The organism is Streptomyces sp. NPDC008317 (assembly GCF_042955955.1).
GTDB lineage: Bacteria > Actinomycetota > Actinomycetes > Streptomycetales > Streptomycetaceae > Actinacidiphila.
This window is the reverse complement of sequence record NZ_JBIBFQ010000007.1, coordinates 72,005-91,439: the sequence shown is the minus strand read 5'-3', so window position 1 is coordinate 91,439 and position 19,435 is coordinate 72,005. Positions and strand designations below refer to the sequence as shown.

18 protein-coding genes are annotated in these 19,435 nt (G+C 73.0%); 8 read left to right on the top strand and 10 right to left on the bottom strand.

Features of this window, described 5'->3' with window-relative positions; translation table 11 throughout:
• The first annotated feature begins 1 nt into the window (after position 1).
• Positions 2-655, top strand: a complete 654-nt coding sequence (locus ACFY9V_RS23040; protein WP_391047789.1) for a bifunctional 4-hydroxy-2-oxoglutarate aldolase/2-dehydro-3-deoxy-phosphogluconate aldolase — start codon at positions 2-4, stop codon at positions 653-655.
• Positions 656-746: 91 nt separating this feature from the next.
• Complete coding sequence (locus ACFY9V_RS23035) at positions 747-1,724, top strand: PfkB family carbohydrate kinase (protein WP_391162649.1); 978 nt, start codon at positions 747-749, stop codon at positions 1,722-1,724.
• Here the strand turns inward: ACFY9V_RS23035 and ACFY9V_RS23030 are convergent.
• From ACFY9V_RS23030 to ACFY9V_RS23020, 3 genes are all read right to left on the bottom strand, one after another.
• Positions 1,711-1,860, bottom strand: coding sequence for a hypothetical protein (locus ACFY9V_RS23030; protein ID WP_391047784.1), 150 nt, complete (start codon positions 1,858-1,860; stop codon positions 1,711-1,713). The genes ACFY9V_RS23035 and ACFY9V_RS23030 overlap by 14 nt on opposite strands.
• Before the next feature lie 525 nt (positions 1,861-2,385).
• Positions 2,386-3,720 (bottom strand): MFS transporter, encoded by a 1,335-nt coding sequence (locus tag ACFY9V_RS23025; protein ID WP_391162648.1) that lies wholly within the window; start codon positions 3,718-3,720, stop codon positions 2,386-2,388.
• Positions 3,721-3,820: 100 nt separating this feature from the next.
• Entirely contained in the window at positions 3,821-4,483 is a 663-nt protein-coding gene (locus tag ACFY9V_RS23020; RefSeq protein WP_391162647.1) for a class I SAM-dependent methyltransferase, read from the bottom strand.
• 75 nt (positions 4,484-4,558) lie between these two features.
• On the opposite strand from ACFY9V_RS23020, the gene ACFY9V_RS23015 reads away from it, so the two are divergent.
• On the top strand, positions 4,559-5,284 hold the full coding sequence (locus ACFY9V_RS23015; RefSeq protein WP_391162645.1) for a TetR/AcrR family transcriptional regulator C-terminal ligand-binding domain-containing protein: 726 nt from the start codon (positions 4,559-4,561) through the stop codon (positions 5,282-5,284).
• A gap of 32 nt (positions 5,285-5,316) precedes the next feature.
• Here ACFY9V_RS23015 and ACFY9V_RS23010 read toward each other — a convergent pair whose 3' ends face one another.
• The 3 genes from ACFY9V_RS23010 to ACFY9V_RS23000 all read right to left on the bottom strand — a co-directional run bounded on the left by ACFY9V_RS23010 (position 5,317) and on the right by ACFY9V_RS23000 (position 8,635).
• Positions 5,317-5,799, bottom strand: a complete 483-nt coding sequence (locus ACFY9V_RS23010) for a VOC family protein (protein WP_391162643.1) — start codon at positions 5,797-5,799, stop codon at positions 5,317-5,319.
• Positions 5,800-5,904: 105 nt separating this feature from the next.
• The gene (sthA, locus tag ACFY9V_RS23005; RefSeq protein WP_355334926.1) at positions 5,905-7,308 is read right to left on the bottom strand and encodes a Si-specific NAD(P)(+) transhydrogenase; all 1,404 of its coding nucleotides are present in this window, start codon (positions 7,306-7,308) and stop codon (positions 5,905-5,907) included.
• Between the two features lie 172 nt (positions 7,309-7,480).
• Complete coding sequence (locus ACFY9V_RS23000; protein ID WP_391162642.1) at positions 7,481-8,635, bottom strand: ROK family protein; 1,155 nt, start codon at positions 8,633-8,635, stop codon at positions 7,481-7,483.
• Between the two features lie 333 nt (positions 8,636-8,968).
• On the opposite strand from ACFY9V_RS23000, the gene ACFY9V_RS22995 reads away from it, so the two are divergent.
• The 3 genes from ACFY9V_RS22995 (at position 8,969) to ACFY9V_RS22985 (ending at position 14,687) form a co-directional block, all read left to right on the top strand.
• Complete coding sequence (locus tag ACFY9V_RS22995; protein ID WP_391162641.1) at positions 8,969-11,110, top strand: fibronectin type III domain-containing protein; 2,142 nt, start codon at positions 8,969-8,971, stop codon at positions 11,108-11,110.
• 118 nt (positions 11,111-11,228) lie between these two features.
• Positions 11,229-13,436, top strand: coding sequence for an alpha-galactosidase (locus ACFY9V_RS22990; protein ID WP_391162640.1), 2,208 nt, complete (start codon positions 11,229-11,231; stop codon positions 13,434-13,436).
• Positions 13,437-13,676: 240 nt separating this feature from the next.
• A complete protein-coding gene (locus ACFY9V_RS22985; protein ID WP_355334916.1) occupies positions 13,677-14,687 on the top strand; it encodes an alpha/beta hydrolase in 1,011 nt (336 codons plus the stop codon).
• Between the two features lie 79 nt (positions 14,688-14,766).
• Here ACFY9V_RS22985 and ACFY9V_RS22980 read toward each other — a convergent pair whose 3' ends face one another.
• The gene (locus ACFY9V_RS22980; protein ID WP_355335765.1) at positions 14,767-15,462 is read right to left on the bottom strand and encodes a DUF2071 domain-containing protein; all 696 of its coding nucleotides are present in this window, start codon (positions 15,460-15,462) and stop codon (positions 14,767-14,769) included.
• 125 nt (positions 15,463-15,587) lie between these two features.
• Entirely contained in the window at positions 15,588-16,004 is a 417-nt protein-coding gene (locus ACFY9V_RS22975) for a cupin domain-containing protein (protein WP_391047763.1), read from the bottom strand.
• A gap of 22 nt (positions 16,005-16,026) precedes the next feature.
• On the opposite strand from ACFY9V_RS22975, the gene ACFY9V_RS22970 reads away from it, so the two are divergent.
• Positions 16,027-16,557, top strand: a complete 531-nt coding sequence (locus ACFY9V_RS22970; protein WP_391047761.1) for a GNAT family N-acetyltransferase — start codon at positions 16,027-16,029, stop codon at positions 16,555-16,557.
• Between the two features lie 214 nt (positions 16,558-16,771).
• On the top strand, positions 16,772-17,956 hold the full coding sequence (locus ACFY9V_RS22965; RefSeq protein WP_391162639.1) for a SpoIIE family protein phosphatase: 1,185 nt from the start codon (positions 16,772-16,774) through the stop codon (positions 17,954-17,956).
• Here the strand turns inward: ACFY9V_RS22965 and ACFY9V_RS22960 are convergent.
• Both ACFY9V_RS22960 and ACFY9V_RS22955 read right to left on the bottom strand, forming a co-directional pair.
• Positions 17,930-18,706: a GNAT family N-acetyltransferase gene (locus ACFY9V_RS22960; protein WP_391162638.1), complete on the bottom strand. Its 777-nt coding sequence runs from the start codon at positions 18,704-18,706 to the stop codon at positions 17,930-17,932. The genes ACFY9V_RS22965 and ACFY9V_RS22960 overlap by 27 nt on opposite strands.
• 99 nt (positions 18,707-18,805) lie before the next feature.
• Positions 18,806-19,264, bottom strand: coding sequence for a deaminase (locus ACFY9V_RS22955; RefSeq protein WP_391162637.1), 459 nt, complete (start codon positions 19,262-19,264; stop codon positions 18,806-18,808).
• Between the last annotated feature and the right edge of the window lie 171 nt (positions 19,265-19,435).

Genomic DNA, 19,435 nt, shown 5'->3' with positions numbered 1-19,435 from the left:
CGTGGACCTGCTCACCGCGCTGCGCGCCCACCGCCTCGTCGCCATCGTGCGCGGCGACGACGAGGACGCGTCGCTGCGCACCGTACTGACCCTGGTCGAGGAGGGCGTCGCGCTGGTCGAGGTCTCGCTCAGCGGCCGGAACGCGCTCGGCGTCATCGCCGCGGCCCGCGCCGCCCTCGGCCCCGACGCGCCGCTCGGCGCGGGCACCGTCCTCACCGAGCAGGACGCCAAGGACGCGCACCGCGCCGGGGCCGACTTCGTCGTCACGCCCGCGGTCGGCGAAGGCGTCAGCGCCGCACGGGAGTTGGGCCTGCCCGTGCTGGCCGGAGTGATGACGCCCACCGATATCGTCACCGCGCGGCGGCTCGGCGCCACCGCGCTCAAGCTCTTCCCCGCCGAGCAAGCGGGCGGCCCCGGCTACCTCCGCGCCCTGCGCGGCCCCTTCCCCGACCTGCCCTTCGTGCCCGTCGGCGGCGTCGACATCCCGGCCGCCCGCGCCTACTTCGCCGCCGGAGCCCTCGCGGTCGGCGTCGGCTCGCCCCTCATCGGCGACGCGGCGAGCGGCGGCAGCCGGACCGCACTCCGCGCGCGGGCCAGGGACTTCCTCGCCGCCGTCGCGGAGACGGACGCGCCGAGCGCGCGGGCCGCGCGATGACCGGGAGTACGACGGGACGGGGGCATCGCCCGGCGCCGTCACTCGCCATGACCGGACGGGGCCCGCGCCGTACCCCCGCGAGGAGACTGCCGTGATCGGGATCGGCGGCCCCGTCGCCTGCCTCGGGGAGACCATGGTCGCGATGGTGCCGGAGACCGGTGAAACGCTCGCGGAGGCACGGCGGTTGCGGGTGGAGGTCGCCGGGGCGGAGTCGAACGCGGCGATGTATCTGGCCGACCACGGGGTGGAGGCCCGGTGGGTGTCGGCGGTCGGTGACGATCCGTTCGGGCGGCGGATCGTGGCCGAGGTCGCGGCGTGCGGGGTGGACGTCGGCGGCGTCACGACCGACACGGGGCGGCCGACCGGGGTGATGGTGAAGAGCCCCGGCGGGCAGGGCACCCGCGTGCACTACTACCGGCGGGGGTCGGCCGCGTCCGCGCTCGGGCCGCGATCGCTGGCGGCCGAGGCCGTACGCACCGCGGGGCTGCTGCACCTGACCGGCGTCACGGCGGCGCTGTCGGACTCCTGCCGCGACCTGGTGGACGCGGCGCTGCGCGGCCCGCTGCCGGTCAGCTTCGACGTCAACCACCGGCCCGCGCTCTGGCCGGACGGCGCGGCGCCCGGCGTCCTGCGCGACTTCGCCGACCGCGCGGACATCACCTTCGTCGGCCTGGACGAGGCCCAGGAACTGTGGGGCGCGCACCTCGCCGACGTCGCCGACGTACGCGCCCTGCTGCCGGGCCCGCGCGTGCTGGTGGTCAAGGACGGCGCCCGCGCCGCGACCGCCTTCGACGGCGCGACGGCGCACACCGTGCCCGCCCGCGCCGTCGAGGTCGTGGAACCCGTCGGCGCGGGCGACGCCTTCGCCGCCGGATTCCTCACCGGCCTGCTCCGCGGCGAGCCGCCCGTCCGCGCGCTGCGCCTCGGCCATGTCACCGCGGGCGCGGCCCTGCGGGTCCCCGGCGATCACGGCCCGCTGCCGGACCCCGCCCGTATCGCACACCTGCTGGACGCCACCGAGGCGCGGTGGGCCCCGGCCGCGTCCCCGGGCGGCGTCACCGATAGCTGACGGTGACCTGCTGACGCACGGACCTCTGCGGAACGGTGACGGTCACCTTCCCGGCGGCGGCGTCCCACGCCCAGGCGCTCCTGGCCACCGGGACGCCGTCCACGGTCACGGACTTCGGCGCGGTGGCGTTGGTCACCGGCACACCGGCACACCGGCACACCGGGCCTCCGAGCCTCCTCGGCCAGGGTGTACGTGTACGGCAGCAGCGCCTCGCTCGAGCGGGTGTCACCGGTGAAGTGCACGGTGGTGCGCTTGTCGGCCCACGGCCCGGTCACGAGCCCGGCCCTGCCGCCGTAGCCGCCGGTCTGGAGTGAGCCGTACGCGCGCGAGAACCCGCTGGGTGAACGGGGCGCCGCCGAAGCCGTCACGGCCGACGGCGTTGAAGGTCGGCGCGTCCAGGAACGCGGTGTCGCCCGCGTACGCGGTGCGGATCAGCGTGGGGGAGAGGACCTCGAACCGCGCTCGAGACCACGGCGTCGGTTCGACGTCGGGTCATGTCTGGTTGTGGGTCCGCTGGAGCGCATTTCTGTTCGTGCGCTGACAAGTCGACGATGACAGATCCGGCGCCGCGAGGGGAGTGTGCCGACTGGCGCGAATGGGGTTGGTGCAAAGAGCTGATGCGAGCGGATGTACCCGGCGGGGCGCACCGGCTGGTGAGCCGTCAGGGGGCGGTCTGCTCGCGCAGCGGGCCGGTGTCCTTCGCGGGGTCGGCCGCCGGGGCCGGGGTGCCGGAGTCGTAGCGCCAGAAGGAGCGGGCCAGCGGCGCGGCGAGTGCCACGACCGCCACGCAGGCGAGGCCGCCAATTGTCCAGGACAGCCCGGCGCCCAGCGCGGCGGCCATGGTACCGGCGCGCAGGTCGCCCAGCCGGGGGCCGCCGGCGACGACGACGGTGTGGACGCCCTGCATACGGCCTCGCATCTCGTCGGGGGCGTAGGTCTGGAGGAGCGTCTGGCGCAGGACCGCGCTGATCAGGTCGGCGGCGCCGGCCACGGCGAGGAGCAGGACGACCAGCCAGAGCTGCCGGGCCAGGCCGGAGACGGCGACGGCGGCGCCCCACACCAGCACGGCGCCGGTGAGCACCACGCCCTGCCGCCGGATCCGGCCGATCCATCCGCTGGCGAGCCCGGCCAGGACGGAGCCGATCGGGATGGCGGAGTAGAGCAGTCCGACCGAGCCGCCGAAGCGGGCGTCCGCGACGGCGGGGAACAGCGACCGCGGCATCGCCAGCGTCATGGCACAGATGTCCACGAAGAAGCTCATCACCAGCACCGGCCGCCCGCCGATGAAGGACAGCCCGTCCCGTACCGACCGCAGACCCAGGCGGCCCGCGGAGCCGTCCGGCGGAAGTCGGGGCAGCCGCAGCGTGGAGTGCAGCGCGGCCGTGAACAGCACGGCGTCCGCGCCGTACGCGTACGCGAAGCCGTGCGGGACGGTGACGAGGACACCGGCGATCAGCGGGCCGACGACCTCGCCGACCGTGCCGATCACGTAGTTGAGGGTGTTCGCGGCGGGGATCAGGCCGGGTTCGACGATGCGCGGCACGATCGCGCCGCGCGCGGAACTGGCCATCGCGAACCCGGCCGACTGCGTCGCGACCAGGGCGAGGATCAGTCCGACATTGCGCAGGTCGAGCAGCGTCTGCGCGAGCAGCGCCAGCGTCACCGTCCAGGTGCCGAGCGAGGACCACAGATACAGCGTCCTGCGGTCGACGGCGTCGGCGACGGCTCCGCCGTAGAGGCCGAAGACGATCAGCGGCACCAGACCGGCGAAGCCGACCATGCCGACGGCCAGCGACGAGTGCGAGATCCGGAAGACCTGGACCGGCACCGCGATCTGGGTGAGCATCGAGCCGACGAACGACGTGCCCTGGCCGATGAAGAGCCGCCGGAAGGCGGGCAGGGCCAGCGGGCGGGTGTCGATGGCGTGGTCGGCGAGCAGCCGCCGCGCTCCGCGAGGGCTCGGCTGCTCCGCGCGCTCCACGGCGTCGCCTTTCATCCGCCTCTGCTTTCCGGGCCGCCGCGGCCCTCTTCCCGTTGCCGTCCGCCGGGGGCCCCTGCCCGGCCGTTCGTCCTGCCGGGCCCCTTGCCGCCGCGGCTCACAGACGGCAGCTGATCTCCATGCCGTCCTCGACCGGGAAGGTGACGCTCTCGTAGCCGTTGCGCGGATCGCGGACGTAGTCGAGATACGGCGCCAGGTCCGTGAGGTCCACGTCGTCGGCCACGACGAGGGTGCCCGGCGCGAGGCGCGGTTCGAGCAGCCGCAGGACGGGCAGACAGAGGTCCTTCCAGCCGTCGAGCAGCAGGAAGTCCACCGGACCTGACAGTTCGGCGAGGGTGTCGCGGGCGTCGCCTTCGAGGACGGTGACCAGTCCGTCGAGACCCGTCTCGGCGAAGGTCGCGCGGGCCGCGGCGGCCTTGTCCGCGCTCAGTTCGGTGCTGATCACCCGCCCCGCGCCGTTGTCGCGCACCGCGGCGGCCAGGTGGAGGGTGGAGATCCCGAAGGAGGTGCCGAATTCGACGACGGTGGCCGGGCGGACGGCCCGGACCAGGCTGTACAGGAGTTTTCCGCCGTCGGCCGAGATCGGCATGTAGACCTCGGCGTTGGCGTCGGCCAACTCCCGCGGCGTCGCCGGGGCGAAGCCGTCGGGCCACGCGGCCCGGATACGGCGGCGGGTCGCGTCGTCCTGCGCGGCCCGGTCGAACATCGCGGTCAGGGCGGAGACGACCCGGGGGTCGCGGAGGGTGCTGGTCGCTGTCATGGGCTCTAGAGTAGACGCACCGTTGCGTTGCGTCTAGAAGTTGCCGACCTACCCCGGGACCCGGAGGATGCAGACATGGAGCGAGGGAGTTCGGTCGCCGACGGCGCCAGGGGCGCCGAAAGCGCTGGGGGCGCCGAGAGTGCGGGCGGCACGGAAGGTGCGGGGGGCGCCGGGGCTGACGCCGACCGGACGGCGCGGCACCACGGCAACCGGCACGGGCGCAGCGAGCAGGCGCGGATGGCCGTACTGGAAGCCGCCGACGACCTCCTGGTCGAGAAGGGCTTCGCCGGTGTCACCGTCGAGGGCATCGCGGCGCGGGCCGGGGTCGCCAAACAGACCATCTACCGCCGCTGGAACACGAAGACCGACATCCTTCTGGACGCCTTCCTCCAGGACGCCGCCGAAGCCCTCGCCCCGGCCGACCACGGCGATCTCGGCGCCGATCTCCGCGAGCACCTGGGCCTGCTGGCCGGCTTCCTCACCGCGTCAGACGCGGGCGCGGTCTTCCGGGCCCTGCTCGGGCACGCGCAGCACGACCCGGAGTTCGCGGCCGTGCTGCGCGCCCGCTATCTCGACGAGCAGCGCCGCCGCGACCGGCTCCCGCTGGAGAACGCGGTGGGCCGCGGCGAACTCCCCGCCGGTCTCGACCTGACGGCCGAGGTCGACCGGCTCGTGGGGCCGATCTACCACCGCGTCCTGGTGACCGGGGACCCGGTCGACCGGGACTTCACCGACCGTCTCGTGGACGATTTCCTGCGCCGCCACCCCCGTGCCCGTCCCGCGTCGGACGGCGCTTCCTAGCGGCGCGTGGTACGTCCTCCCGTCGGCGTCCCTCAGGCTCCGGTGCCGTCGGCGGCGGCCTTGAGCGCCGCCAGGTCGATCTTCTTCATGCCGAGCATCGCCTTCATCGCGCGCTGGCCGCGCTCCGTGTCGGGGTCGTTCAGCATCGCCACCATGCCGGTGGGGACGACCTGCCAGGACAGCCCGTACTTGTCCTTGAGCCATCCGCACGGGCCCTCGGAGCCGCCGCCCTCGGTGAGCCGGGCCCAGTAGTGGTCGACCTCGGCCTGGTCCTCACAGGTGATCAGCAGCGAGACGGCCTCGGTGAAGGGGAACTCGGGGCCGCCGTTGATCGCGATGTACGGCTGGCCGTCCAGCTCGAACGCCACGGTCAGTACGGTGCCCGCCTCGCGCGGACCGGCCTCGCCGTAGTAGGTGGTGTCGGTGATCCGCGAGTTCGGGAAGACCGAGACGTAGAACTCGGCGGCTTCCTGGCTCTCGGTGTCGAACCAGAGGTTGGGGGTGATCCGGGGCATCGCGGTCTCCTCGCGTCAGGCTGTCGTCGGCGCCCGAGCGCCGCCGTTCACCTTTATGACCGGCCGCCCGCCGAAAACTCATCGGCGACACAGCACCCGCGCGGCTCAGTCCCCCAGCCGGTCGATCTGCCGGATCTTGTTGGTGACGTCGAGCGCCGCGACCTTGTAGGACTCGGCGAGCGTCGGGTAATTGAAGACCGCGTCCACGAGGTAGTCGACGGTGCCGCCGCAGCCCATCACGGCGTGGCCGATGTGGATCAGCTCGGTGGCGCCGGTGCCGAAGCAGTGCACGCCGAGCAGCTTGCGGTCCTCCGGCGAGACCAGCAGTTTCAGCATGCCGTGCGCGTCACCGATGATCTGGCCGCGGGCCAGCTCGCGGTAGCGGGAGACACCGACCTCGAACGGCACCAGTTCGTCGGTGAGCTGGTCCTCGGTGCGGCCGATGAAGCTGACCTCGGGAATGGTGTAGATGCCGATCGGCTGGCCGTCCCGCATCGCGTGCACCGGTTCGCCGCAGGCGTGGTACGCGGCGGTCCTGCCCTGCTCCATCGAGGTCGCGGCCAGCGCGGGGAAGCCGATGACGTCACCGACGGCGTAGATGTGCGGGACCGCGGTGCGGAAGTGCTCGTCCACCGATATCCGGCCGCGCTTGTCGGCTTGCAGACCGGCCTTGTCGAGGTCCAGCTCGTCGGTCAGACCCTGCCGTCCCGCCGAGTACATCACCGCGTCCGCGGCGATCTTCTTGCCGCTCTCCAGCACCGTCAGGGTGCCGCGCTCGTGCCGCGAGACCGCCGCGACCGTCTCGCCGAAGCGGAAGGTGACCGCGAGATCCCGCAGGTGGTACTTGAGCGCCTCGACGATCTCGGCGTCGCAGAAGTCCAGCATTCCCTCGCGCTGCTCCACCACGGTGATCTTGCTGCCGAGGGCGGCGAACATCGACGCGTACTCCATGCCGATGACCCCGGCGCCGACGATCACCATGGACCGCGGCACCCGCTCCATGCTGAGGACGCTGTCGGAGTCCAGCACCGTACGGTCGTCGAACTCGACGCTCGCCGGGCGCGCGGGCCGGGTGCCGGTGGCGATCACGATGTGCTCGGCCGTCACCAGCCGGTCCTGGCCAACCGCGTCGCGCACCGCGACGGTGTGCTGGTCGACGAAGCGCCCGGTGCCGGAGAGCAGCGCGACCTGGTTCCTGGAGAGCTGACTGCGGATCACATCGACCTCGCGGCCGACCACATGCTGCGTCCTCGCGGTCAGGTCCGCGACGGTGATGTCCTCCTTGAGCCGGTAGCTCTGGCCGTACAGATCCCGCTGGTTGAGACCGGTGAGGTAGAGCACCGCCTCCCGCAGCGTCTTGGACGGGATCGTGCCGGTGTGGATCGACACCCCGCCCAGCGAGTCCGCGCGGTCCACCACCGCCGCCCGCCGTCCGAGCTTGGCCGCCGCGATGGCCGCCTTCTGACCACCAGGACCTGAACCGATCACCAACACGTCGAAGTCGGGCACACCAGCGAGTGTGACAGTCGGCGGCCCGCCCCGGAAGGCTTTGCCGAACAGGGCCGCCCGCGGGCGTAGTCGCGCTGCCGCCGGTCCGCTACGTGACCGGCCGCCCCGCCCGCTGCCCGCCCCGTTCCCCGAACCGCTGCTCGCCCGGTTCCCCGACCCGTAACCCGACCGGCTACGTGACCGGCGCGAAGAGGTGCTGCGCCGCCACGGCCGCGCCGCCGCGCGCCCACTCCTCGAACGGCAGCGGGCGCAGCAGCAGATCGCACTCGGCGGCGGCGCCGAACGCCTGGGCGGCGAAGGTCTCGCGGATCTGGTCGGCGAACAGGTCGTAGGTCGCCACGCCCTCGCCGGAGATGATGATCCGCTCGGGGCCGATCAGGTTGGCGACCGAGGCGATGGCGAGGCCGAGCGCGTGCCCGGCGCGGGAGAACACGGCGCGGACCGCCTCGTCCCCGGCGTGCGCCAGCCGTACCGCTTCGGTCATCGTCAGCCCCGGATTCCCCGTGGCCTGCCTGGCCTGCTCGGTGATGGCGTGCGTGGACGCGACGGCCTCCACACAGCCGGTGTTGCCGCAGGTGCAGGTCCGCTCGGTGCCGCCGACCGGCAGGTGGCCCACCTCCCCCGACACGCCGTGAGCCCCCGACACCACACGCCCGCGGATGGAGAGTCCGCAGCCGATCCCGGCGCCGACGGTGATCAACGCGAACGAGTCCAGGCCCGCGCCCGCGCCGAACCACTGCTCGGTGACGGTCAGCGCGCGTACGTCGTTCTCGATCACCGTCGGTGTGCCGGTGGCGGTCTCGACGAGCTGAGCCAGCGCGACCCGGCGCCAGTTGAGGAACGGCGAGTACTGCACGATGCCGGTCTGCCCGTCGACATCGCCGGAGATGGTCACGCCGATGCTGTGCACGTCCTCGCCGTGCGCGGGCCCGGCCGCCGCGCGCAGCCGCTTGACCAGCCGGGCGATGGCCAGCACCACGGTGCCGACGTCCCGCGAGTCGAGGGTGACCCGGCGTGCCACGAGCGGCTTGGCCGTGAGATCGGCCAGTACGCCGATCAGCTCGTCCGCGGTCACCTTGACGCCGATGAAGCGGGCCCGCTCCGGGCGTACCGCGATCAGCGTGGCGGGTCTGCCGGTCGCCCGCTTCGGGGCCGGGGTGCTCAGCTCGGTGATCCAGCCGTCGCTCAGCAGCGGCGCCGTCACTTTGGTGACGGCCCCCGCGGACAGGCCGGTACGTCGGCCGGCCTCGGCCCGGGTGAGCGGCCCGTGGGCGAGCAGGGTCTGGAACACCAGGGCGGCGGCGGGCGGCTGATCGGCAAGAGTCACGTCTCCGACCCTACCTTTCCGCTGGAAGGTAAGGGAAGGCGAGAATGGCGCGAGGGGTGCACAGGATTCACAGAATCCGCCGGGAAACCAGGTGGTGACTATGTTGACGCTGGAAGGAAACTCTGGCTACAGTCGCCGCACTCCACAGCCGAACGGGGTCCGGGACGGCCCCGAACGGCAGGAGCGCGACCGGCGTTCCTCCCCTCCGGCCGCGGCCTGCGCACGGGGCGGCGTCCCCTCGGACCGCCCCGCGGGCGCAGGCGTCCACGCCAACCAACCCTCCTCGTCACCCGGCCCCGCCGTGCCCGCGCACGGTGCCGAGATGGAGCAGTCATGGCACCTTCCGATGGACCCGTACGCCTCAGCGCCCGTGCCGCCCGCGCCAGGGGCGGCGCCCGGAACGCCGTCCTCCCCGCCCTGCTGGCGGCCGGAGCGCTGATCGCGGCCTTCGCCGTACCGGCGTCCGCGTCGGCGCCCGCTGCCGCGCCCGGCTCCGCACCCGAGTCCGTACAAGCCGCCGTCTCCCGAGCCGCCCCCGCTCCCGACTCCACCCCGTCCTCGATCCTGGCCGCCAAGCCGTACATGGGCTGGAGCAGTTGGAGCCTGGAGTCGACCAACTTCCCCGGCTACGGCGGGATGAGCTGGCTGACCGAGGCGCATGTGAAGCAGCAGGCCGATGTGGTGGCCAAGAAGCTCAAGTCCCACGGCTACGAGTACATCAACATCGACTCGGGCTGGGTCGGCGGCTTCGACCACTACGGCCGTCCGATGCCCAATGCCACGACGTTCCCCGACGGACTGAAGGGCCTGGCGGACTACGTGCACGCCAAGGGCCTGAAATTCGGCGCCTATCTGGCCGTCGGGCTCTACTTCGACGCGTACAACGACGGGAAGTCGCCGGTCTACGGGGCACCGGGCTGTACGACCAAGGACATCGTCTACCCGGACCTGCGCAAGACCAGCGGCTGGGACGACGTCTCCTACCAGATGGACTTCTCCAGCCCGTGCGCCGCGAAGTACATCGACTCCGTCGCGGCCCAACTGGCGGGCTGGGGCGTGGACTTCCTCAAGGTCGACGGCGTCGGCCCCGGCTCCAACCAGGGCGACGCGGCCCACGACAACATCCCCGACGTCCAGGCATGGCACGCCGCGCTCCGGAAGACCGGCCGTCCGATGCAGTTCACGGTGTCCTGGTCGTTGAGTCATGACCGGGCGGACGTGTGGAAGCGGAACTCCAACGGGTGGCGGGTCGACACCGACGTGGAGTGCTACTGCGACACGCTGGTGACCTGGGACAACTCCGTCAAGCAGCGGTGGAACGACGTCGTCCAGTGGATCGACGACGCAGGCCCCGGCCACTGGAACAACCTCGACTCGCTCGACGTCGGCGCAGGCGCGATGGACGGCCTCACCGACGCCGAACGGCAGACCTACATGACGCTGTGGGCGGTCGAGTCCGCGCCGCTATACTCCGGCGACGACCTCACCCGACTCGACCCCTACGGCCTGAAGCTCCTCACCAACGACGAGGTGATCGCGGTCGACCAGGCGGGCAACCCCGCCAGGCCCGTCAGCCAGACCACCGACCAGCAGGTCTGGTACGCCCGCAACACCGACGGAACGTACACCGTCGCCCTGTTCAACCTCGGCAGCGCACCCGCCGACGTCACCGCGGACTTCGCCGACCTCGGCATCACCGGCAAGGCCGCCGTCCGCGACCTGTGGAGCCGCACCGGCCTCGGCAGCGCCTCGGGCCACCTGACGAAGAACCTGCCCCCGCACGGCTCCCGCCTGTTCACCCTCACCCCCGCCAAGAAGACCCCCGGCCCCGGCACGCCCCTCGGCGTCCACGGCACCGCGTCCACCGCCACCACCGTCTCCCTGGCCTGGAACCCGGTGAACACCGGCCCCGCCACCACGGGATACGACGTGTACGTCAACGGCCGCAAGGCCACCTCGACCGGCAGCACCTCCGCCACCGTCACCGGCCTCACCCCCGCCACCGGCTACACCTTCACCGTCACCGCCCACGACGCCAAGGGACGCCACTCCGCGCCCGGCAAACCGGTTCCGGTCACCACCCCCGCCCCCGGCGGACGCGTCACCTACGAGGCGGAAGCCCCCGCCAACACCCTCACCGGAAACGCGAGCATCACCGACTGCCCCGCCTGCTCCGGCGGAAGGAAAGTCGGCAACCTCGGCGGGGACAGCGCGGTCGCCATCAACCACGTGACAGCGCCGAAGGACGGCACCTACCTGCTCACGCTCGGCTACGCGGACGGGTCCTCCGGCCGCACCGCCGTGGTCACCGCGGGCGGCTCGTCGTTCCAGCTCCCGCTGCCCGGCGGCAACGACAACAACTGGGGCGTGGCGCGGTCCGTGACCGTGCCGGTCCACCTGAAGGCGGGCGACAACACCGTCACCTTCGGCAACCCGGCCGACTACGCCTCGGACGTCGACCGCGTCACCGTCTGACCCCGGTCGCCGTCCCGCGGTTGGGGTGCGGCAGCCGCCACGGCTGCCGCACCCCACCGGCGGCGCCCTGGTGCCCGATGACGATGATGGTCACCGGACCTGCGGAAAGGACTCATTCATGACCACCATCCCCGCGCGGATCGTCACCCTGCGCGCGGCAGGCGCCGCCCTCGTCGTGGAGCTCGGCGAGCCGGTGCCCAGAGTCCTGCACTGGGGCGCCGACCTCGGCGATCTCTCGGACGCCGACCTCGCCGCGCTGAGCCTGACCGCCGAGGGCGCGGTGCTCAACAACTCCCTCGACGTCCCGCGCCGGTTCACCGTCTGGCCCACCGAGGCCGACGGCTGGTCCGGCAGCCCCGCCCAGCAGGGCCACCGGGCGGGCACCGCGACCACCCCGCGGCCGTCCCTGACCGGCGCCGAGCAGTGCGAAGTGCCCGGCGGCGGCGGTGAGTTGGTGATCCACCTGCGGGACGAGGTCAGCGACCTGGCCGTCACCGTCACCTACCGCCTGGAGCCGTCGGGCGTGCTCGGGGTGCACGCCGAGCTGACCGCGGGGCAGGCGGCGGGCTCCAACACGGACCCGGCGCCGTACGACCTGTCCGCGCTCGGCCTGCTGCTGCCGCTGCCCGAACGCGCCGGTGAGGTACTGGACTTCACCGGCAAGTGGAGCAGGGAACGCTCCCCGCAGCGCCGCCCGCTGCACTACGGCTCGTACGTCCGCGAGGTCCGGCGCGGCAAGCCCGGCGTCGACTCGCCGTACCTGCTGACCGTCGGCGTGCCCGGCTTCGGCTTCCGGGACGGCGAGGTGTGGGGCCTGCACGTCGGCTGGAGCGGCGACCAGCGGTATCTCGTCGAGCGGCTGCCGGAAGGCGCGGGCAGCGACCACGCCGTGGTGCTCGGCGGCGGCGAACTGCTGCGCGCGGGCGAGGTACGGCTGGCACCGGGGGAGTCGTACACCTCCCCGGTCTGCTGGTTCGCCTGGTCCGACGCGGGCCTCGACGGGCTCGCCGACCGCTTCCACACCCTGCTGCGCGCCCGCCCCACCCACCCGGCCACCCCGCGCCCGCTGATCCTCAACAGCTGGGAGGCGGTCTACTTCGACCACGACCTGGACCGGCTGCTGCGGCTGGTCGACCGGGCCGCCGAGGTCGGCGTCGAGCGCTTCGTCCTGGACGACGGCTGGTTCAAGGGCCGCCGCGACGACACCGCGGGCCTCGGCGACTGGACGGTGGACGCGACCGTCTGGCCCGACGGCCTGACCCCGCTGGCCGACCACGTCCGCTCCCTCGGCATGGAATTCGGCCTGTGGGTCGAGCCGGAGATGGTCAACCTCGACTCCGACCTCGCCCGCGAGCACCCGGGCTGGATCCTCGGCCCCTCGGCGGGTCTCGGACCCAGCTCCCGGCACCAGTACACGCTCGACCTCGCCAACGAGGACGCCTGGCAGTACCTGCTCACCTCGCTCGACACCCTCGTCGGCCGGTACGGGATCGGCTACCTGAAGTGGGACCACAACCGCGAGCTGCACGAGGCGGTCGAGCGCGGCCCCGGCGGCGTCGACCGGCCCGGAAGCCGCGCCCAGGTCCTCGCGCTGTACCGGCTGATCGACGCGCTCAAGGCCCGCCACCCGGGCCTGGAGATCGAGAGCTGCGCCAGCGGCGGCGGCCGGATCGACCTCGGCATCCTCGCCCGTACCGACCGGGTGTGGGCCTCGGACTGCAACGACCCGGTGGAACGGCAGACCATCCAGCGCTGGACCGGCCAGCTGCTGCCGCCGGAACTCTTCGGCGCGCACGTCGGCCCCACGCCCAGCCACACCACGAGCCGTCCCGGCACCGACACCTTCCGGATGGCCACCGCCCTGTTCGGCCACGCGGGCATCGAGCAGGACCTCAGCCGCTGCACCCCCGAGGAGCTGGCCCGGCTCACCCACTGGTCCGCGCTCTACCGCGAGCAGCGCCCGCTGCTGCACTCGGGACGGGTGGTCCGCGCCGACCTCGCGGGCGGCGCCGTCCTGCTGCACGGCGTCGTCGCCGCCGACGGCTCGGCCGCGCTGTACGCGTGGGCCAGGATCGCCACCTCGCCCGAGGGCCAGTCGGGCCGCGTCCGGCTGCCGGGCCTCGACCCCGCCATCGCCTACCAGGTCCGCGTCCGCACCGAGATCGGCCTGCCCTCCTTCCACCAGACGACCGCACCGCCGTGGCTGGCCCGCGCCCTCGAGGGCTGGCTGCCGCTGCCTGGCGCCGTCCTGGCCACGGCGGGAATCCCCATGCCCACGCTCGACCCGGAGCACGCGATGCTCATCGAGGTGCGCACGGCACCCTGACCCGGCGGACCGGCGGACCGGCGGACCGGCGGACCGGCGGACCGGCGGACCGGCCGGCCGACGGGCGTACGGACCGGGGGAGCCCATTGGGGGAGGCATTCGTACCCCAGGTGTACGAATGTCGAATCCACCGGCGCAGGCGGCACGGCGAACCGCCCTCGAACGGGTCACGGACCCGCACGGAGGCGGTTCGCCCTGTTAGGCAGGAGTCGATGCCCGCCATCGAACCCTGGAGTCCCCTTGTCCTTCGCCACCGCTGCCCGCGAGGAGCCGACCGCCTGCCTGCCCGGCCCGGTGCCCGCCCAGAGCGACGGCGCCACGGCGCGGCCATTCGCCCGGATCAGTGAGTGGCATCTGGAGTACGAGGGCTTCCGGTACACCTGCCGGATCAGGCACCACGAACGGCCGGTCGACGCCCCCCTGCTGATCCTCGGCGGCTCCTCCCAGGACCGGCACTCGTGGATGCGGCACGAGCAGCGGATCGGCACCGCGGCCGACGTGATCACCGTCGACCTGCCGGGCTACGGCACCGCCGACTTCCTCCCGGCGTTCTACGGCATCGACTTCCTGGCCGCCGTCGTCCGGCATCTGCTGGACGAGCTGGTCGTGCCCGCCGTCAACCTCGTCGCGGCCTGCTTCGGCGGCGCCGTCGGCCTGCGCTTCGCCCAGCACTACCCGGCGCGGGTCGAGCGGCTGTTCTTCGTCGGCATGACGACCCGGATCCCGCCGGACTACGCGGCGGCCATGGAACGCTGGGACGGCATGATCGACCGCGGCGAGACCGACCGGATCGCCCGCGAGCTCACCGACCGCTTCATGTCCCCGCCCGGCACCGGCCGGGTACGCAAGCACGCGGCCGTCGCCCGCCTGGTGTACGGCGGACTGATCGGCCAGGACGCCGAGCAGTTGCGGAAGTCCGCCGAGCACAACAAGCGGCTGATGCGGCACGAGTGGTACCGGCCGGAGCCCGTACCCGCGGTGCCCAGCCTGGTCGTCACCGGCGAGTACGACACGCTGTGCACCCCGGAGATGGGCCGCGAGGTCGCCGCGGTGCTGCGCGCGGCCACCTTCCTGACCATCGATGAGACCGACCACCTCGCGCCGGTCGAGCGGATCGCGGACTTCGCCGACCTCGTCACCCGCTTCTGCGCCGGCCACCCGCTGGACGACCTGCCGTACTGCAGCGCCCCCGAGTCGGCCGCGGCCGGCACGCTCCGGGAACCGGCCGTGGCCTGGCGCGGCCGACCGTAAGACCGGCGGTATGAGCGACTGTAAAGCCCGGCGATGATGACCGGCGGTGACGGGAGTCCGAAAGGGCAGGGGACCCGCGCTACGGGGTCGGGATGCCCGCGGGCTTGTTCGGCAGGCCGAAGCGGACCGGGACGCCGGGGGAGTACAGCACGCTGACCGGGTCCCCCAGCGGCCGGGCCAGACCGGCGGCCGTCACCACGTCCTCGTCCAGGGACAGCAGCTCGGCGCGGTGCAGCGGCCAGCGCGGATGGGCGTTGGGCAGATACACCGGCCGCCCGAAGAAGGCGTTGTGCATGCCCCAGCGGGCGGTGAGGAAGTGTTCGAGTTCCGTGGGCTCCGCCACCGGCTCACCGATCCGTACGCTCAGCGAGGCCCGCGCGCCGCGCGGCCCCGGCCAGCGGCGGGAACTGGTGTACGTGATGGTGTCGGCGTCCCGGCGCACCGACATCCGCGACCACAGATAGGGCAGCCGGAAGACGCCCCGGCCCACGACGACCGGTATCAGCCGGGACGCGTCCAGCGACCGGAACACCACACCGCGCCGCCCCCGCTCGTCCACCGAGTACAGCCGCACATTCGTCTCGGGGAAGGTGCCCAGATACGGCACACCGGGCAGCCGGAACCAGCCGACCCGGCGCATGCGGAAGGCGACCAGACCCACGTACGTGACGCCGTGCAGGGTGTCGGGCCGTACGCCCGGCGGCAGCAGCGGTGCCACCAGCCCAGGCTCCACCGGCCAGTGCACGAAAGCCAGGTCCAGCCACCACTGCGTCATCAGCGGCTCGGCCGCGGCGCCGGGCGGCGCCTCGGCCACGATCGGCTCCGCGTCGGCGGGGATGGTGGACACGCCGTCCAGCATGCCACCGCCGCGTCACCCGCCCGGCTCCGGGGGACGGCCGGTCAGCTCGGGCGGTAGCGGATCTCCAGCATCAGACAGCCCGGGCCCGTGCGGTACGGGCCGTGCGGCATGCCGGGAGGGCGGGAGGCGAAGTGGCCGCTGGCGAAGGTCTTCCCCAGGGTCAGATCCTCCAGCTCGCCTTCCAAGAGATAGACCTCCTCGTAGTAGGCGTGCCTGATCACCCCGGCGGCGGAGGTGTCGAGCCCCGGCTCCCAGCGTGCGAGCCGGGTCAGCTCCGCGCCGTCGGCGGCCGGGTCGGCGGACAGCACGCGCTCGCTGACGCCCGGCGAGCCCTCCGCCGGGGTCCACGGGATGTCCGCGGCGGCGAGGAATTCGTGTTCGTCCTTCACGGGGGAGACCTCTTTCAGCACGGGTACGGGGGTGCGGGCGCCGGCCTCGAATTCGGTTGACCGACGCATGCGGCCGGTATAGCAATGCCGGGTGATAGAAGGCGAGAAAATCCAGCTCAGAGCCAGGATCGAGAGCGATGTCCCGGTGCTCCACGCCGAGTTGCAGGACGACGTGGTGGGCAGGTCCCGCTCCGACTCCCGCCCCTGGCGCCCCATATCGCCGGGCACGGCGGACTCACCGTACGCGGTGAACGGGCTTCCTCCGGAGGTGGTCGTCTTCTCCGTGGTGGAGACGCGGACGCGGGAGCTGGCGGGCGCGGCCTCGATGTGGGGAATCGACACCCACAACCGGCTCGCCCACCTCGGGATCGGTCTGCGCCCCGCCTACCGCGGTCGCGGCCTCGGCACCGACGTCGTGCGCGCGCTGTGCCACTACGGCTTCGTCGTGCGCGGTCTGCACCGGATCCAGCTCGAAACCCTCGCCGACAACACCGGGATGATCACCGCGGCCACACGCGCCGGATTCCGTGTCGAGGGAACGCTGCGCCGGGCGGCCTGGGTGTACGGCTCCTTCCTCGACGAGGTGGTCCTCGGGCTGCTCGCCGACGAGTGGACCCCGTAGGGCGGACTCACCGCGTCCGGCTCATGGACGTACGGTCAGTCGGTCAGTCGGTCAGTCGGTCAGTCGGTCAGTCGGCCGGTCAGCCGGTCGGCCGGGGAGACCGGCGGACGGCCGCGCGGCGCGGTTCACATGCCCTCGCGTACGCGGCAGGAAGCGGCCGACCCGCCTGGTCGGGAAGACGTATTGTCCGATATGCCCCGTTATGCTCGACGGTGTGAAGACGATCCGATCCCGCTGGCGCTCCTGGTGGCCGGACGTCCGATGGGATCCCGTCCTCCTGACCCCGCTCCTGCTGACCGTGATGATCATAGTGGTGGCGCTGGTCACTCCGACCGACTTCGCGATCAGCCGCCTGCTGCCCGCCGCTCCCGCGCTCGCCGCCTCCATGTGGCCGGTGCGCCCGACCGTCGCGCTGGGCGTAGTGGCGACCGCCGTGGTGGTCGGCGACTCGTTCATCATCGACTCCCCGAACATGCTGTTCACGGCCGGGGCGATCGCCGTGGTCACCGCCGCGGCCGGATACGCGGCGCACAGCCGGCTGCACCGCGAGGAGACCCTCACCCAGGTCAGATCGGTGGCCGACACCGCACAGGCGGTCGTCCTGCGGCCGGTGCCGCCCCGTGTCGGGAACGTGGACGTCGAGACGCTGTACGTGGCCGCCGCCGCGGAGGCCCGGATCGGCGGCGACTTCTACGCGGCGGCCGACACCCCGCACGGCGTACGCCTGCTCATCGGCGACGTCCGCGGCAAAGGGCTGAACGCGGCGGGCGCGGCCGGGGCGATCGCCAACAGCTTCCGCGACGCCGCCCACGACGAACCCGACCTCGCGGCGGTCGCGCGCAGGCTGGACAGGAGTGTGGTCCGCTACAGCGCGTCGATCCCCGGCGGCGACGCGCCCGAGCGCTTCGCCACCGCCCTGTTCGTCGAGATCCCGGCCGACGGCGGCCACGCCGTCCTCCTCAACTGCGGCCACCCGCCGCCGCTGCTGCTGCGCGGCGACCAGGCCACGTCCCTCGACCCGAGCGCCCCGTCACCGCCCTTGAACATGGCCGTGCTGATCGGATCCGACTACCGCATGGACACCGTCCCGCTGGTCCGCGGCGACCGGCTGCTGCTCTACACCGACGGCGTCATCGAGACCCGCGACGACACGGGCGCGTTCTTCTCGCTGCGCCGATGGGTGAGCGGCAGACCGCCCGTGGAGCCCAGGGAACTGCTCGACCAGCTCCGCGCCGAGTTGCTGCGCTTCAGCGACGGACAGCTCGACGACGACATCGCCGCCGTGCTCGTACGCTCCCGCGCGGGAGCGTGCGAATCGCGCGGTTCGGGCAGCGCGGACGGCTCGTCCGGCTCAGGTGGCGGCTCACCCGGTTCACGCGGCGCGGGTGAAGACGTGTGAGCGGCCGATCGGGGTGAAGCCCCGCCGCGCGTACCAGGTGCGCGGCCAGTCGTCCGCGTCCGCGATCAGGAACAGCAGCGGGCACCCGGCCGCCAGGTGCACGGCGGTGGCGAGATTGACGTCCGCGTAGCCGCGCCGCTGATGCGTGGTCGCGGTGACGACCTCCTCGATCTGCGCGATGCCCTCCGCCGGGTCGAGGTAGAGGTCGGTCCACGCGCCGACCGCCCCCTGCTCGTCCCTGACCGCCAGGAAACGCACCTGGTCCGCGCCCCGCAGCCGGGCGGCGCGGCGGTCGGTGAGCTGGCGCAGCACCTCGTCGTCGGCCTTCGGCAGCCACTGCCGCGTCTGGCGCAGCACGGCGGACCGCAGGGCCCGCGGCGTGACGGTCTCGGCGGCCGGGTCCGGCGCGGGCGCGGGACCCGAGTGCCGCATCACCAGTTCCGTCTCGTGCTCGTAACCGGCCGCGAGCAGCGTCGGCGCGCACAGCACACCGAACTCGTCGTCCAGCACCGAGATCCGGCGGTGCGGCAGATGGGCGAGTACGGCGTCGGCGAACGCGGGCAGCTCGTCCACCGCCACCGGTCCCTCCACGACGATCTGATTGTGCTCGTGGGAGGCGGCGTACGCGCCGTTGAGGACCGCCGCGCCGCCGGGGAACTCGACGACGCACCGGGCCTGCCGCCGCTGGAAGGCGGCGCGGAAGGACGCGATGCGGTGCAGATCGACGGCGGAGACCTCGACGGCGGGCATACCGCCCAGTCTAGGAACACCTGGTCACGGCGCCGCAAGCGCATTTCCCGCCGCCCGCGCGCCGTACCGCTGCCTGGGGGAGGCGCGACCGGTCGGCCGTCACTCCCCGATGTCCTCGTACCAGAGCTCGGGCCGCGCCGCGATGAAGTCCCGCATGAGCGCGACGCAGTCGGGGTCGTCCAGCAGCGTGATCCGCACGCCGTGCTCCGCGAGCCAGTCGTGGCCGCCGGAGAAGGTGCGCGCCTCGCCGATCACCACATGGCCGATGCCGAACTGCCGGATCAGTCCCGAGCAGTACCAGCACGGGGACAGCGTCGTCACCATCGTCGTGCGCCCGTATCCGCGCAGCCGTCCGGCGGCCCGGAAGGCCGAGGTCTCGCCGTGCGCCGACGGGTCGCCGTCCTGCACCCGGCGGTTGTGCCCGCGGCCCAGCACGTGCCCGTCCTGGCCGAAGAGGGCCGCGCCGATCGGGATGCCGCCCCCGGCGAGCCCGGCGCGGGCCTCCTCCAGGGCCGTGGCCAGCATCGTTGTCGGGTCCGGGGCCGCCGCGTCAGTCATGTGCCCACTGTGGCCGCGGGGGAGCGCCGCCGCAATGCCGTCGGCGGCGGACGGCCCGAGGTGCGGAACCGGTCCCTTCCCCCGTGGCCCGGCGCGGACGCCGTGCAAGGGTAGTGACAGGCGTGGCCCGCGTTGCTTCAATGCAGCAAGCGCTTTCCGTCCCCGTTTCCC